This window comes from Bacteroides sp. NGMCC 1.200775 (assembly GCF_040798045.1).
Classification (GTDB): Bacteria; Bacteroidota; Bacteroidia; order Bacteroidales; family Bacteroidaceae; genus Bacteroides; species Bacteroides hominis.
Genome location: NZ_JASCQK010000003.1, coordinates 390,197 through 405,834, shown reverse-complemented (window position 1 = coordinate 405,834; position 15,638 = coordinate 390,197). Strand labels below are relative to the sequence as shown.

At 36.5% G+C, this 15,638-nt stretch carries 14 protein-coding genes; 3 read left to right on the top strand and 11 right to left on the bottom strand.

All coding sequences use genetic code 11. From position 1 onward, the window contains the following. Window positions 1-11: 11 nt before the first annotated feature. From QK890_RS10910 to QK890_RS10900, 3 genes are read left to right on the top strand one after another with little or no spacing between them, the layout of a single operon-like run. The gene (locus QK890_RS10910) at window positions 12-1,202 is read left to right on the top strand and encodes a DUF4929 domain-containing protein (protein ID WP_122296292.1); all 1,191 of its coding nucleotides are present in this window, start codon (window positions 12-14) and stop codon (window positions 1,200-1,202) included. Continuing rightward, the gene (locus QK890_RS10905) at window positions 1,189-4,053 is read left to right on the top strand and encodes a pitrilysin family protein (RefSeq protein WP_250716886.1); all 2,865 of its coding nucleotides are present in this window, start codon (window positions 1,189-1,191) and stop codon (window positions 4,051-4,053) included. The genes QK890_RS10910 and QK890_RS10905 overlap by 14 nt, the downstream gene beginning before the upstream one ends. Next, window positions 4,034-4,933 (top strand): ChaN family lipoprotein, encoded by a 900-nt coding sequence (locus QK890_RS10900; protein WP_122142522.1) that lies wholly within the window; start codon window positions 4,034-4,036, stop codon window positions 4,931-4,933. Before QK890_RS10905 ends, QK890_RS10900 begins: the two co-directional genes overlap by 20 nt. A gap of 228 nt (window positions 4,934-5,161) precedes the next feature. On the opposite strand, the gene QK890_RS10895 is transcribed toward QK890_RS10900, so the two are convergent. The 11 genes from QK890_RS10895 to wecB all read right to left on the bottom strand — a co-directional run bounded on the left by QK890_RS10895 (window position 5,162) and on the right by wecB (window position 15,518). Continuing rightward, window positions 5,162-5,602 carry a cold-shock protein gene (locus QK890_RS10895; protein ID WP_005781122.1) on the bottom strand — a complete coding sequence of 147 codons (441 nt, stop codon included), beginning with the start codon at window positions 5,600-5,602 and terminating at the stop codon, window positions 5,162-5,164. A gap of 657 nt (window positions 5,603-6,259) precedes the next feature. Then, entirely contained in the window at window positions 6,260-6,982 is a 723-nt protein-coding gene (locus QK890_RS10890) for a CpsB/CapC family capsule biosynthesis tyrosine phosphatase (RefSeq protein ID WP_032543463.1), read from the bottom strand. Between the two features lie 19 nt (window positions 6,983-7,001). Then, complete coding sequence (locus QK890_RS10885; protein WP_032543464.1) at window positions 7,002-7,766, bottom strand: glycosyltransferase family 2 protein; 765 nt, start codon at window positions 7,764-7,766, stop codon at window positions 7,002-7,004. Next, window positions 7,753-8,775, bottom strand: a complete 1,023-nt coding sequence (locus tag QK890_RS10880) for a glycosyltransferase family 4 protein (RefSeq protein ID WP_032543465.1) — start codon at window positions 8,773-8,775, stop codon at window positions 7,753-7,755. Before QK890_RS10880 ends, QK890_RS10885 begins: the two co-directional genes overlap by 14 nt. A gap of 19 nt (window positions 8,776-8,794) precedes the next feature. Then, window positions 8,795-9,634, bottom strand: coding sequence for a glycosyltransferase family 2 protein (locus tag QK890_RS10875; RefSeq protein ID WP_032543466.1), 840 nt, complete (start codon window positions 9,632-9,634; stop codon window positions 8,795-8,797). An 11-nt stretch (window positions 9,635-9,645) separates the two neighbouring features. Further along, complete coding sequence (locus tag QK890_RS10870; protein WP_137569269.1) at window positions 9,646-10,722, bottom strand: EpsG family protein; 1,077 nt, start codon at window positions 10,720-10,722, stop codon at window positions 9,646-9,648. Then, window positions 10,719-11,435, bottom strand: coding sequence for a glycosyltransferase family 32 protein (locus tag QK890_RS10865; RefSeq protein WP_032543694.1), 717 nt, complete (start codon window positions 11,433-11,435; stop codon window positions 10,719-10,721). Before QK890_RS10865 ends, QK890_RS10870 begins: the two co-directional genes overlap by 4 nt. After that, entirely contained in the window at window positions 11,432-11,971 is a 540-nt protein-coding gene (locus tag QK890_RS10860) for a CatB-related O-acetyltransferase (RefSeq protein ID WP_234059035.1), read from the bottom strand. The genes QK890_RS10865 and QK890_RS10860 overlap by 4 nt, the downstream gene beginning before the upstream one ends. Before the next feature lie 83 nt (window positions 11,972-12,054). Then, on the bottom strand, window positions 12,055-13,107 hold the full coding sequence (locus QK890_RS10855) for a glycosyltransferase family 2 protein (protein ID WP_137569271.1): 1,053 nt from the start codon (window positions 13,105-13,107) through the stop codon (window positions 12,055-12,057). 79 nt (window positions 13,108-13,186) lie between these two features. Beyond that, a complete protein-coding gene (locus QK890_RS10850) occupies window positions 13,187-14,359 on the bottom strand; it encodes a glycosyltransferase family 4 protein (protein WP_234059034.1) in 1,173 nt (390 codons plus the stop codon). A gap of 4 nt (window positions 14,360-14,363) precedes the next feature. Beyond that, complete coding sequence (gene wecB, locus QK890_RS10845) at window positions 14,364-15,518, bottom strand: non-hydrolyzing UDP-N-acetylglucosamine 2-epimerase (RefSeq protein ID WP_032543074.1); 1,155 nt, start codon at window positions 15,516-15,518, stop codon at window positions 14,364-14,366. Window positions 15,519-15,638 lie beyond the last annotated feature (120 nt).

The window sequence follows — 15,638 nt, the reverse complement described above, 5'->3', positions numbered from 1 at the left end:
TAAAAACTATAATGAAAAAGCTGTTTATCTACGCAGTAGGCATCTGCCTACTGCCTGCCTTCACGTCATGCAAAGACGATAGAGAAGAAAATAAATATACAGGAATCAACAAAATCTACCTGTCTGCCGAAACCCCGGTTATTACCGAGTCCGAAAACATTCCATTAACAGTAAATGTAGATTTAACATTGACCTGTGAACAGGACCTCGTACTCAACTTTGAATTGCCCGATGATAAAAACGGAGTTCTAAAATTAGAGAACAATCCCGTCACGATTAAAGCCGGAAAACGTTCTGCAACATTCGAAGTAGTTTCCAACCAAAAGAATTTATTAACCGAGGATACATACTTTCAAGTCGGAATTTCTCAATTCCCTACCGATAATTTAATGTTAAACGAAACATTGCAGGTACGTGTCAAGCCCAACCCTAAAATTCCGGAATTGTCCCCTCAGCAAAAAGCGTTAATCAAAGGTTATAAGACCAAATACGGCATTGACCTGAATAAATGGCTCGGAGTCCTCTCTTGCCATACCACTGTGCAAAGTCCTGCAGATGGGTATCTCCAACCCTTTGCAGCAGCATTTACGAAAGAATATGATGGCAAGACCGTCATCACTCTCAGTGAGCAGGCCACAGAAGACATGCCGGTATTAAAGATGACAGACAATCCATTCGGACTAACCGAATATTTATACTTTGTACTTCGTTCCGAGACCGTAGCAGATCCGGAATTCTGGACTCAGCAGCCGGAACCGCAAAAACTGATGAAACTACTCAACTGGAATAAAGAAAGTAAAGAGACATTTGCCGTATCATTGGATGCAATCAGACTCAAAGACATCACTTCCACTTCAACCCGGCTGGAATATCTGGGTCCGGGAAAAAACTATTATGGAGCTCCTATTACCATCGTTCCATTTACCTACCAATTCAGTGCTTTAGACCGTCAAAACAAGCTCCTGGAAAGTGGAAACGCAGAAATTAAAGAGATCAATGACCAGGGAGCTTCCGCAGATCCGGCTTACTACCTCAACTGCTACGATCTTGTCAATTCCGACTACTATGATACCCCCGAAAACTTTATCAAATCCACCGGAAACATAGACTTTGCCACAGATAAAATGACTTATCAATTTCTCCTGAGCCATGTCAACGCCGGAGGATACACACGCATAACCGTAGTTTATGAAAAGAAATAATAAAAACAGATATTTATACATAGCAGCTATATTCATAGCTGCTATGCTCCCATGTATAGCCTGCCCACAGTCCAGTCCAATCCTTCTTCCGCCCGGAACAATAGAGGGACGCCTTCCCAACGGACTGCACTATCTTATCCTGCACAATGCTTCTCCGGCATCCAGAGTAGAGTTCAGGCTAATCATGCGGGTAGGTTCCGTACAAGAAACGGAGCAAGAGAAAGGCTGTGCCCATTTCCTCGAACACGTAACTTTCGGCGGTACCCGTCATTTTCCTAAACGCTCTTTAGTAGAGTATCTCGAGTCCTTAGGAATGAAGTACGGACAAGATATCAACGCTTTCACCGGTTTCGACCGTACAATCTATATGTTCGCAGTTCCCACCGATCATGCCAAAGACGAAGTTCTCGATCGTTCATTACTAATCCTATGCGATTGGTTGGACGGTGTCACTATAGATCCGGAAAAAGTAGAGAATGAAAAAGGAATCATTCTTGAAGAACTACGCGGATTCGATCCGGAAGACGATTTCTATCCGCTCAAAATCGGACAAGGCATATTCAGTCACCGTATGCCTTTGGGCACAACAGACGATATCCGCAAGGTCACCCCGCAAGTGCTCAAAAATTATTATCGCAAATGGTATATACCCTCTTTGGCAACATTGGTCATTGTAGGCGACATATCTCCCCTGGAGATCGAATCTAAAATCAAAGAACGTTTCAAATCCCTGCCCGGACGTCCGGTCAATGACTTCCGGACCTACCCGTTAGAGTACACCCGGGGAATCCATCTGGCCTCCATACGAGACTCGCTGCAAACCCGTACAAAAGTCGAATTAATGATTCCACACCCTTGCACAGTAGAGCGCACCATGGAAGACGCTATAACAAAGGAAAAAGGACGCCTGCTCGTCAGTGCCATTTCTTCACGATTCCGTGCCCGGAAACTAAAAACCGATGTTACAGACCAATGGTATTTAAGTGACAAGAACCACTTTGTTCTGACAGTGGAAGGAGAAAACAGAAAAGAAATACTTACATCTATTTCCGCAACCGTATCTCTGTTGAATGATCTGATACGCAACGGATGGCAAGAGGACGAATTACAAGATATTAAAAACAATTTTTGCCACCGGATGAAATCGCCCACCGGTTCCCCGTCGCGTCCTTCCTCCATGTGGTGTGACGATTTCGCCGATTACGTCATATCGGGAGACCGCTATCTGACCGATCCATCCCAACAGCAGCAACTCAAAGAAGCCATGTCCCGTGTCTCCGGCCAATCTTTGCAAGCACTGCTCAAGGAGTGGATGTCTTACCGCGAAGAAACTCTATTAGTAGCCTGTTCAACCCATCCGGGACTGGGAGCCCCGTTATCGGAAACCGAAATAGCGTCGGCATGGACCCAAGGCGAGCAAGTCGAATGCACTCCCTTTCTTTATTTCCGTCCTGAAAAACAAGAAGAGATCGACATAGAAACTCCTCCATGTCTGGCAGCCCGTTTTCCTTTTGATTCCGCATCTATATTACGACAAACAGAATATCCGCAAAACAGGATTCGTGAAGTAGAACTGAAGAACGGCATACGGTTAGTCCTCAAACCTACCCTCGAGGCAGATTCCAGCCTACTGATCACCTCTTTTGCACCTTTCGGCACTTCTTCCCTATCCGACGAAGAGTATCCTTTATTAGAGGGATTTGCCGGATACATAGATATGGGAAATATCGCAAAAGTAGATGGACAAGTTTTGTCCGATTACCTCTTCCGGAAAGAAATCTCACTTTCCATGGCAGTCGAGAATCACTGGCATGGCTTCATAGGCATGTCTCCCACTGCAAATGCTCCCGAGCTATTCAATCTGATTTATGAAAAGATATTCGATCCCGAATTAAAATATGACGAATTTGAGGAAATACGCCAGGATCTTTTAGAAAATCAAGACAAAGAAACGATATTGGAGAAAATGCTGCGACGAAGTCCCGACCGGTTATTATCCGCCCGTATGGACGAGTTGACCGGAACCGGTTTCGCCCGTTCTTCCCAGAAGCTTTCGTCCGAACAGATCAAAAGTCTTAATCTGGATTCCATCGCAGCCTTTTATAAAAAACTCTATACGAATCCCCAAGGAACCACTTATGTCATTTGCGGCAATTTCAATGCGGACACTCTCATGCAACAGTTTGTCTCCGTTTTCGGACGTATTCCCGTTTCGTCACATTTATCCCGATTTTCTTATCCGCATTTCAATCTTCCCGTCAGAAAGCATATAGAAGGCTTTCCCAATGACAATGACACTCAGACACTGTTCGACTATCTTCTCCTCGGCCACTATCAACCGGGATTAAAAAACACACTCACTTTAAAATTGATGCGTGACCTTATTCGCAACCGTCTGATCTCCGTCCTCAGAGAACAAAAATCCCTTGTCTACTCTCCTTACATTTCATTAATGTACGAAGGCATCCCACAAGGAACTTTCTACTTTGACATCAATGCATCCGCCGATAACGATAACATGCCTCAAATAGAACAGCTGCTGAAAGAGATTCTCCACCAATTAAAACAGCAAGAAGTGGATAATGAAGAACTGAATACCCTTAAACGTTCATTTCTGATAGCCAAACGCGAAGCGTTAAACGAAGAATCACCTTCTGCCTGGCGAACCGCCTTGGTCGGTTTACTAAAAAACGGTGAAACCATCAGCGACTTCGATCACTACGAACAATGTCTCGACAGCATCACTCCCGCCATGCTCCGCGAAGCATTCCGTCGCTATCTGGATACCGAGAATTATATCCTTTTATATTTAAGCAAAAACAAACTGAAAAATGATACTTCAAACCATTAAACAGATTTTATGCCTGCTCTGTCTGTGCTGTTTCCTTCAGCAGTCAGCCTTCTCTCAGGATGATAAGGACAAACCGGCCTATACCCTGTTCGACAACACAGGAAAACAAATCAGCTACGGAGAATTAATCAAACGACTCTCCGGCTATGATGTTATCTTCCTCGGGGAACTGCATAACTGCCCCATCACCCATTGGCTGGAATTCGAAATAACCCGTTCTATCTATAACATTCATAAAGATCAACTGATGCTGGGAGCCGAAATGTTCGAAAGTGACAATCAACTGATTTTTGACGAATACATGCAGCAAAAGATCTCTTACGACCGCTTTGAGGCCGAAGCCCGTCTATGGGATAATTACCGGACTGACTATTATCCGGTTGTTTTCTTTGCCAAAGAACATCACATTCCATTCATTGCAACCAATATCCCGAGACGCTACGCCAACATTGTAAAAAATAAAGGGTTCGAAGCACTCGACTCGTTATCCGAGGAAGCCAAACGATATATAGCTCCTTTACCGATCGATTTCGAATATGATGAAGCCCAAAGCGCAGCAGCTTTCAGTATGATGAACATGATGGGAGGACGCCGTGCCGGCGACAATCGGAAGTTGGCACAGGCACAAGCCATAAAAGATGCTACAATGGGATGGTTCATAGCCCGTAATATCAAAAATAAATTCCTGCATATCAACGGCAGTTATCATTCCAACCGACAGGGAGGCATCATCCCTTATCTGCTCCGTTACCGCCCCAATACAAGTATAGTGACGGTAACCTCGGTACGTCAAGAATCCATCCGGAAACTGGATGACGATCATAAAGGCTTGGCAGACTTTTACATCTGCGTACCCGAAGACATGGTAAACAGTTACTAACTACCGAAGCCTTCGTCCCCCCCCGGATAAAATATCTGCCTCTTCTTCGGCATCAATATCGTTTTTTAAAATCACTATATCGATACCGGAGAAGAGGATCATCGCTTTGGTATTTCATTTTTTGTATAACCTAAGTTCAAACAAAATTCTTATAAAGCGTTCATTTCAAGCAAAATTCAATATCAAGGTACGATTAGGGCCTGGGAATAAAGCTACGGAAAGTTCCTGCTATTCAGTCACTACTGATATTCGTACAGCGTTCATTCCACGCATACCGCGCTCTATTTCAAATGTCACTCTATCACCTTCAGCAATTGTTGCAGGGGCAGAAGAGATATGGAAGAAATACTTTTCGCCATTATCCGTATCTTTCACAAAACCATAGCCTTTCGCAGCATTAAAATACTCGATACGCCCCATGTGAGGAGCCACTTCCACATTCTCTTGTTTGGGTACAGAAACCTCGATATGAGATGCATCGACTTCTTCCTCAATCCGTTCCTGCGGCACTGAATGCAAAACACCGAATTGGTCTACATAAGCAATCATATCCTCAAAAGAACTTGGACCGCTGCTTTGGCGTTCCTCTTTACGTTGTTGCTTCTCCTTACGTTTCTGCTCCTTTAGCTTCTCCCTGTCACGTTTACTTGTTGTTATTTTTTTTACCATTCAATAATTTTATGTCTGAATCAATACCGCCTGTTCTTTTACATGTTGATTGCCGGATAGGCAGTTTTATGTCACACACACCAATAAACAAACGATTTCATCATTATATCCAGATCATACGCTACGCCGAATGCCAGCAGCACATAGGCGCGATGCTTTTATCCTGAACAAAGCAGCAAATAATGATGTCGATTGGGGAATGCCATAAGCCGCAGAATAAAGCGGAAAACAATCACGCACAAAGAAGATTTCAGTATAAACCCAATGTTAGTAACGGCAAATATACACATATTATTCGGTTATTCCTAATTCTCCGGTCCCAATCGTGATGGAACCGGAATTGCCAGATAGCGCAATCACTTAACGGCACTATCCAGATCGACCTTCTCTATCAGTTCCTGATCCTGCCAATAAGGTATTACCTTTAAATGTTACAACCTTCCTACTATTATGGCAGGGTGAGTACAGAACTTCTCAGCAAAGTAACGGATATTTCCCGTGATAATTACTTATTTGCACAATTTCAATTCCTTTAATTTATACTGAGCATATCAGTAGATATTGATTTCTCAAGAGGCTCAAAGATATTATATAAAAACAGCCGGAATCACCTGTTACGGTAATCCCGGCTGCCGCCTAAAACACGAATAACCGCCGTTACCCGTTTTCCGTAGCAGACCACAACAGCCTGCTGTTTCTTTCTATCTCCTGCAATTTCATCGCCAAATCGTCATCATCTTCCATCGAAAACGATTCACTGTATCGCATCACCTTTGTATCCTCCCTGCCCGAACAGAGATATGTATACCAACCCTTTTTCAACAACATACGGCTGTAATTCAACGCTCCGTCACCATTGTAACCGAACAAGGAATATAGATTCAGCATCAGCCTGCATCCCGATTCCCGCAAGTGCAGATAGTCTTCCGTTCCCCAATAAAGTGAACGTTCCGGTTGCATCAAGACAGGGATATAACCCGACCGGCAGATGGCATGAATCATCTCACTGAGTCCTTCCGGCTGTTTTAAAGGAGATACATCTACCAGTAACTCCTTCCCCCCTCCTATCGCCAACAAATCTCCCTTCTCCAACAAAGCCGGAAATCCTTCATCCAAACGATATCTTGCCGACAAACGCAGAGAGATATTACCGGAGTATTGCTGCTGTAAATATTGAAAGGCATCTTTCAGAAAAGAAAAAGCATTCCCTCCATTTTCCACCTTTACCGGAGGTACACAGTAGATCTGCCTGACACCTTGCTGTTCAAGATAAGCCAATAAATCCAACGCTTTATCCTCAGGCAAAGCCCATGCATCCGTATTAGGAAGTAAATAAGGCTGAAAATCGGTATGTACCAAAGAAAAAAATCCAAAAATCATAAAAGAGTAAAGTTCTTTCCTATTTAATAAATTCTGTTACTTTATAAAAGTATCTAATAGCCAGTAAGAAAAGATTAGCCCTTATTCCATTTTCCTTAAACGCACGTAAATGCTCTCTCAATATTTTAATATGACTCTTTAGACCATTAGTACTAACACCACCTACGCGCATAGTCACCATGTCCATAGGGATGTATTTAGTGACTATTTTATGAACATAAATAAAGCGTAACAAGAGTTCAAAATCAGCACAAATACTATAATCAATCTTATAAAAGCCATATTTCAGAAAACAATCTTTCCAACAATAAAAGCTTGGATGAGCCGGCATAAAACCTAATCTCATTAGTTTAGGTTTAAATATTTTAGAAGAATAATAACGAATAGATTTATGCAAATTATTAGATCTCACAAAATGAACATCACCGTATACTGCATCAAGAGAATATCTGTCAAATTCAGCAATAATAGCAGCTAAAACATTATCAGAAGTAAAAAAATCATCTGAGTTCAATATCCCAACAATATCTCCTGAAGCCATCTGTATTCCCTTATTCATAGCATCATAAATACCATCATCTTTTTCACTAATCCACTTCAATCGTCCATTAAACAGAGGTTCGTATTCTTTTATTATTGCAATCGTTTCATCGCTTGAACCACCGTCAACAATTATATACTCTATATTTGAATATGATTGAAACAAAACGGAAGACAATGTATCACTAATGGTAGTCTCACTATTATAAGAAGTCGTTATTAAAGATATCTTAAGATTTTGCATGGTATTCACCTATAATTTTCCGAAAATCAGAAAGCCTTTTATTATAACTAAAATTATCGGCAACGTATTTTATTCCTTTTTTTGTAAACTCAACATCAATATCATGTTCACATATATTTAATAATGTGTTCAAAACCTGCTCTTTATCTTCAATATCAACTTTATACCCATATACCCCAAGAGCATCTTTAAGACCTCCATTTCCACTATGAATCACTTGATCTCCTGCTGCTAAAGCCTCAATCGCAGCTATGCCGAATCCTTCGTACTTTGACAATTGCAAATAACATCGGCTATCTTTTAATAACTCAATCTTTTCGTCCTCTGAAATAGCCCCTTTATAGATAACCACATTCTCCAATTCAAGTTGCTTTATCATATTTAGAATATATTCGCTCCCAGCCCCTGGAGGGCCAGCTATCACCAACCTATACTCAGGAAATACCTTTATAAAATCAGAAAAAACCAAGATAGATTTATCAACTCCTTTTCTAAACACGTTATCAAGATTAACCATCCAAGCTATAGTAGAAATAATTTTCTTTTTACTTGAAAAATTTTCTGTATATTCAAATTTAGAATAATCAATTGAGTGAAAACTTAGACTACATTTATTCGGTATTTTATCATAATAAATTTCTCTAATATTTTCCCAATCAGTTGATGAAACAATTATGTTTCTATCCGACAAAAGATTACATAATTTAAAAAAAATAATTTGAAGAAATCTTTGCTTTGCAGTTGCAAATGTTTTTTCCAAATAGTCGATACCTCCAGTATAATATACTTTTTTCCTAAATAATTTGGCAAAGAATGCAGCAAAAAAACTATATTTATAAAAGTATAAAAAAGCAATATCATATTTCCAAAAACATAGAAAATCCCATATAGAGTTACTTAAATGAACATTATACCCTAAATTTCTTAAGATACAGATATCATTTCTATAATAACTCTGAATTGAAAACATTTTTTTAGTACGTACACTAGAGTAAAAAAATACGTTCATAAATTATAATTAGCATCTATTATTTCTTTATAGTATATTTAATATATCCCAATAATCTATATTTAAAAGAATACCAATAAAGTTTCCTCTTTTCTATAGGCAAACATGCAGCAACAATTCTCCCCAGCAAGTCAAAGATTAATTTTACTAACATATAATATTTATGTCTGTAAATTATTTCTTTCTTCATTAACGCACCATAGCCTAAACTATATTTTATATACCGGTCTTTAAGAGCTACAACAGGCACTTCTGATGGATGATATACAAACATACTTCCATCATATATACCATCATAGCCCAATGTTAATAAATTAGAAATGAAATCACTTTCTTCTCCCGCACCAAAATAACATCCAACACCCAATTGTTCATCAAACGACAAGTCTGATAAGCTTCTATATCTTACAAAAATCCCCATACTAATAGCATACCGATAATAATTTCTATTATTCAATTGCACTTTACTTCGCTGGCTATTATACCATATATTACTTGTTTTACTAACTGTATTGATCGTAAAGAGCCTATAACATTCATTATGAGAAAAGAAAGAAACAACCTGTTCTAATGTTATAGACAAATATTCGCAATCATCATCTGGAAATGCAACTATACTACCTAAAGCATAAGTTAAACCTAAGTTTCTATTTAAGCTAAGTCCTTTTTTTATAGATTTGATATGTTTTATTGTAATTTTATCAGAATATTCTTTTATAATAGAATCCAGTCTATCATCTTCATTTTGATCAACAACAATACATTCAAAATCTTTAAATGTTTGAATTACTAATGATTGAAAAAACTCAGCGACCTCCTCAACTCGATTCAAAGTACAAAGTATTAATGAACAAGTCATATTACAATATATTAAAAAAAGATATTATTATATATAAATAATCCACCATCAGGAACAGAGACTAATTTATAAGTCAAATAAAAATAATAGCAACAAAAAAAGGTCAACAACATTATACGATTATTCTTATTTAAAATTTGAGATATACCTAATGGAAGTAATAGTATTTCAAAACAAAAAAAATAATATGAAATCCGATATGCTGCCTCCAAACTTGACGCAAAAAGAAAATAAAGAAAAAAAGAGAACAAAAGACAATTCTTATAAAAATATACATTTTTATCTTTTATATTTCTTGTTAAATATAAAATAGCCCCCCATAAAACAATACGTCTGAGAGTACTTACAGAAAAAAAAGAAACCTTTGATACATAATAATTTCCAGAAGAATAATATTCAAACTTATCCGCTATATTTGAATCTGATATACCCAACACTAATATATCACTAATAAAAGCAGAAATATAATATCCTAATACAGAAAGAACTAATGTACAAATAACGTACTTTTTATTAGATAGTCGAAAATTCGTAAAAAAGTAAGCTAATAAAAAAACAACAGCGGAAGAGTGAAACAAAGTAGCCAAAAGAATTAATAAAAAAAAGATCAAATAATTTTTCTTAAAAATAAAAGTACAGCTTAACAACGTAAATCCCAAGGCGACTCCCTGCCTCAATGCATTAATATCAAATATCAAAAAGACCCCACTTAGATATATAAGAAAAGAAAAAAATACATTTGATGAATTATCTATAATGAATCTATATTTCAAAAAGAACGATAGTAAAAACAGAGAAAAAATAAAGACATTAAACGAACTTGAAAATTTGGCTATAAATCCCGTAAATCCATAAAATAACACTTCAAAACTCCCATGCACATAATTATAATCTATCACATAAGTGTCAAAAACTTCTTTGTATTGCCACCAATCAGTACCTACATTATTCCTTCCGCCTGCTATAATTAAAAACAAACAGAACACACAAAAGTGTAAATAGGCAGTCTGAGCAAATGGATACTTTTTCCCACTATAATAAATCAAGGATAGAAAAAACAGTATCCCAAAAAGGATATAAAATATCATCTAAAAAGATTGATCAACAATTTTAATCTATGGACTGTCTTTACTCCAATTAAATGAACTATACGCCTTTTCAATCGGTCAGAACTGCTCTTCCATGAACCTGCAAAGTGATGAATTGTATAAGTATTTTCGGTTAATTCTATTTTACCTGTGGTATGTGATTTAGGACAAAAATAATCTTTTGGGAAAATAGTTATTATATTCTGAAAGTTATATAATCCATTCTTCAGGATGAATCCTTTTTCTTCCATTAATCCACCTATAATATCTACGTTAGTGGTTAAATCCAATGTACCATCAGGTAACAAAAAATGTCTATCGCTATAATATTCTAATTGCCATTTAGCCCATATGCTTCCTTTTTCAGCAGCCATTATCCCTGTAGGTATATGCACATTATCTTCAAAGCCCGAAAAAGCAGGAAGATCTAAAAAAGAATCAATATTTTTTAATACTTCCACATCTGTATCCATATAAATTCCCCCTTCTGTATACAATGCATATAGGCGCACGTAATCCGTCACAAAGGCAAACTTTCTCGACTCGTAAGCTTCTTTTACATAAAAATTAGAATTGATATCAAAAGAATTTTCGTTCCATTCCTTCAATTCATAATCAGGGAGATTCACTCTCCATGATTCAATACATTTCAAGGCTAATTCTGGCATTTTACCTTTACCAAACCAGCAATAATGAATTTTTTTAGGTATCATTTATTACTCTCTATAAATTTTTTTATATCAGACATGTTTTCAGCTTTTTCTTTTAACCATACCTCTGATTGATCCCACCATTGTATTTTATTCAAATGATTAATTTCCATGTCGGTAAACCGTTGTCTTATAACACGCGCAGGCACTCCTCCAACAATAGCATAGCTAGGTACATCCCTAATAACTACAGAATTGGCACCAATTATCGCTCCATCCCCAATTGTGACTCCATTAATAATTGTAACATGAGCACCAATCCAAACATCATTCCCTATTTTAACATTTTGTTTCTCTTTATAAAGAGATGCAGACAAAAAATCTCCTTTAACATACAAATAAGGAGAAGTACTTACAAAGGAGTGAGAGGGATGATTTCCCATACCAATAACACAAAATGGACCAACAGAGCAAAATTTCCCAATAGAAGTATGGCTTACAAAAGAATTATAATTAATATATGAAAAGTCTCCAATTATTGAATAAGAAAGCTGGACACCTTTTTCCAACAAGACGTTTTTGCCAAATTTCACTTTCACGACACAAACGTCTTTTGCTAATCTCAAATTCACATTACTAAATATCAGAATTTTACGAATCAAGAATTGTTTTATCCACATAATCATCTTATAAAATTTCGCCTATATTGAGAAGTTAAATATGCCACAAAAAGAACCGTTTTCTTGTGTATATAGATATACACATATACAAATACAAATGAATTAAACAGCTTAGAATTTAAAATTAGCTGTAGAATCTTAGTAGAATAATTCTCAGTTCCTACCTCAAACAACTTCTTATTACTTTTCAAATAGGCAATATACTTTTTATATTCCATTTTCTTTTCAGACCAACTCCATTCACTTCTAAATACACGCATAAGAGAATCTAATACAATAAATATAAAAGCTCTTTTCCAAGGAATTAAGAACGAAGTATTGATAATTCCTAGATTAGCAAATATCTTATTTCTAAAAAATTCAATTTGGTCTGAATAATATAATATGTTTTCTAAAGACACATATCTATTAGTCAAATGTTGTTCACTACCATGATAAATATAATTATAAAAACACCCTGTAGAAACGTACACACTTGTTACATAACAATAATAATTCAATGAGAAAAGATGATCTTCACCCAACGAAATCGATTCATCAAAAAGTATATGGTTCTCCACAACAATACTCCTCCTATATAGTTTAAAGCAAGGAGAGGCTATTATAAAATTCATTTCAGAATAAATATAAGGCTCCTTCTGATTATAATAAACAGCACTTTGAGGGAACTTTTTTTCTTCCTTTTTATTCAAACCAATCATACGATACCCTTGCATATACAAGTCTAAATCCAAGTATACATTAAAACCAAAGCACTCCAAATATTCATCTTCAACATAGTCATCAGAGTCAATAAAGCAAAGATATTCTCCACTCGACATCGATATTCCAAAATTTCGGGCAGCGCTAACTCCACTATTAGGTATATGAAATGCTTTCACTCGAGAATATTTTGAAGCATATTGATCACAAATCTCCCCAGATAAATCAGGGCTTCCATCATCAATCAAAAGTATCTCTATGTCTTTAAAAGTTTGTGACAAGACACTATCAACACATTTTCTTAAAAATTTCTCCGATTTATAGATAGGTATAATGACAGAAATCTTAGGCATACACTTTTACGTATTTCAGACAATGATAACTAAATTTGTTCCTTTTCAAAAAATTATAGATAATGATATAAAGGCCTAGTTATAAATTACGATAAAACTCAATGATATTATCGCACCATTTCTCCAAAGACAAACGTTCTTTATTGAGTTTCTTACTTTTTTTACATGCACATAATAAACAATCAGAATCCATCTTCATTACTAATTCCATTTTATCAGCTAAGTCTTTTTCATCACGACTTTTAAAAAGAAAAGCAGAGGGAGTTTTGGCATTCCAATCTGTACCTGGAATATCACTCTGAATAATAGGCAACCCAAATATACTAGCTTCGGCTATAGCAGTAGACATGGTCTCGTGTACTGAAGTACTAACATAACAAGATGACAATTTAAGAATATCTACTATTCTATCAGTCTGTTCTGTCAACACTAACCACTCTGGAATCTTTTCATGGTATATACTACGTACAACTTGCATAGTATCAACGCCCTTAGTTAATAAAATCCGGAAAGTACACCCTTTTGCCTTCAATATCTCACCTGCCATCAACAAGTAATCAATGCGCTTATGTACATTCTGTCCACCATAAGATAAAAAAGTGAATGGAACTATTACGGATGGACTACGATTTCCTATTATCCGTGTAAGGTCAATACCATTGAGAAGGACTTTTACGTGATCTATATAAGACTGATCTGATGTATTATTAAAATATCGGGGAGGAAAACTCAACTTCTTCATTTTATAATGTCCGCAAAATGCGGCCATTTCGTCACTAACAGCAATCAAAGAAGCATGTTGCCCATAAAAGCCATAATGTAAAAAAAGAGAAAAATGCCGTTTTAATTTACGCAACAGTGGCAGAGATTCTCCAGAAGTATCAAGAGTCATATAATCATGAATATGCCATATCATACGAATATCCCAATTTAGCTTTTTCACTACTTTAGCTACTACAATATCATAAGCTTCATAGTGCGTATGTACCAAATCAGGTTTCCACTTTTCAAAAATTTGTTTTATTTCAATAAATGACTTCCCGTAACTGCGGGTAGTAAATTCCACCTCATATTTTTTTTCCAGTTCGTTTAACCAATCTCTATCCGCTTGTTTTGGAAAAATCCAGCAAACCTTCACTTGATACTTATTAGTTAATGCTTCTGCTAAAGTTCTTAGAGAAGGAATTATATTCCCACCATACGGACAATTAAGAGCAACAATTATACAAATCTTCTTATTATAAATATCCACAGCACTATACTTCTTGTAACAAGGTAACAATACGAGAACATGCACACCCATCACCATAAGGATTAACAGCCTTACTCATTGATTCATAATAAGTTTTACTCTCTAAAAGTTTACTTACTTCTTTCACAATCTTATAATAATCAGTACCCACAAGTTTAACAGTTCCTGCTTCCAATGCTTCTGGACGCTCTGTCGTATCACGCATCACCAAAACTGGTTTCCCCAGCCCAGGTGCTTCTTCTTGGATTCCACCGCTATCTGTCAACACCAAGAATGATTTATCCATCAAATAGACAAAAGATAGATACTCCAAAGGCTCAATAAAAAATATATTAATGAATTTTTGCTCTCCAAATACATCATTAATAGGCTTACGAACATTAGGATTCAAATGCATTGGATAGATAAAATCAACATCTGGATACTTCTCTGCCAACGTTTTTATAGCGTGACACATATGAATGAAACCTTCTCCAAAATTTTCTCTACGATGTCCTGTAATTAAAACAATCTTCTTTTCGGTACCCCGATTATCAATATTATAACCAGAACTTTTCAAAGCATCTTTTATCGCCTTACTAAGGCCTTCATTTGTTTTAATCTTATTCGCAACCCAATAAAGAGCATCAATCACGGTATTGCCTGTTACAAAAATAAAATCTTCCTTTACACCTTCATTTATCAGATTTTGTTTGCTTAAAATAGTAGGAGCAAAATGGTAAGTGGCTATCCTTGCAGTTATCTGACGATTCATCTCTTCGGGCCATGGACTATAAATATCATGAGTACGAAGTCCTGCTTCTATATGCCCTACAGGTATCTGTTGATAAAAAGCCGCTAATGCAGTAGCAGTTGAAGTGGTTGTATCACCATGCACTAATACAATGTCTGGCTTAATTTCCATAAATATAGTACGCATTCCTAAGAGGACACGCGAAGTTATATCATATAAATCTTGCCCTTGTCTCATTATATTCAAATCATAATCTGGACTAATATCAAAAATATGAAGCACTTGATCCAGCATTTCACGATGTTGACCTGTCACGCAAACTAATATCTCAAAACAATCCTTTTTTTCCTGCAATTCCTTTACTAATGGAGCCATCTTTATTGCTTCTGGACGTGTACCAAACGTCAACAATATTTTCTTTTTCATAACATGAATATAATTATAATATATTTATATCAAAAAATCAAAAAAACTTTATTTGATCCATTTTTATCTTCTCAAGAGCATATTTAACAAAAAAGATAGGAAAGATAATATATGGCATAA

What these genes read in the sequence shown, in the direction of transcription:
- QK890_RS10910 (WP_122296292.1), top strand. Translation starts at nt 12, where the DNA reads ATGAAAAAGCTGTTTATCTACGCAGTAGGCATCTGCCTACTGCCTGCC.
- QK890_RS10905 (WP_250716886.1), top strand. Translation starts at nt 1,189, where the DNA reads ATGAAAAGAAATAATAAAAACAGATATTTATACATAGCAGCTATATTC.
- QK890_RS10900 (WP_122142522.1), top strand. Translation starts at nt 4,034, where the DNA reads ATGATACTTCAAACCATTAAACAGATTTTATGCCTGCTCTGTCTGTGC.
- QK890_RS10895 (WP_005781122.1), bottom strand. Translation starts at nt 5,602, where the DNA reads ATGGTAAAAAAAATAACAACAAGTAAACGTGACAGGGAGAAGCTAAAG.
- QK890_RS10890 (WP_032543463.1), bottom strand. Translation starts at nt 6,982, where the DNA reads ATGATTTTTGGATTTTTTTCTTTGGTACATACCGATTTTCAGCCTTAT.
- QK890_RS10885 (WP_032543464.1), bottom strand. Translation starts at nt 7,766, where the DNA reads ATGCAAAATCTTAAGATATCTTTAATAACGACTTCTTATAATAGTGAG.
- QK890_RS10880 (WP_032543465.1), bottom strand. Translation starts at nt 8,775, where the DNA reads ATGAACGTATTTTTTTACTCTAGTGTACGTACTAAAAAAATGTTTTCA.
- QK890_RS10875 (WP_032543466.1), bottom strand. Translation starts at nt 9,634, where the DNA reads ATGACTTGTTCATTAATACTTTGTACTTTGAATCGAGTTGAGGAGGTC.
- QK890_RS10870 (WP_137569269.1), bottom strand. Translation starts at nt 10,722, where the DNA reads ATGATATTTTATATCCTTTTTGGGATACTGTTTTTTCTATCCTTGATT.
- QK890_RS10865 (WP_032543694.1), bottom strand. Translation starts at nt 11,435, where the DNA reads ATGATACCTAAAAAAATTCATTATTGCTGGTTTGGTAAAGGTAAAATG.
- QK890_RS10855 (WP_137569271.1), bottom strand. Translation starts at nt 13,107, where the DNA reads ATGCCTAAGATTTCTGTCATTATACCTATCTATAAATCGGAGAAATTT.
- wecB (WP_032543074.1), bottom strand. Translation starts at nt 15,518, where the DNA reads ATGAAAAAGAAAATATTGTTGACGTTTGGTACACGTCCAGAAGCAATA.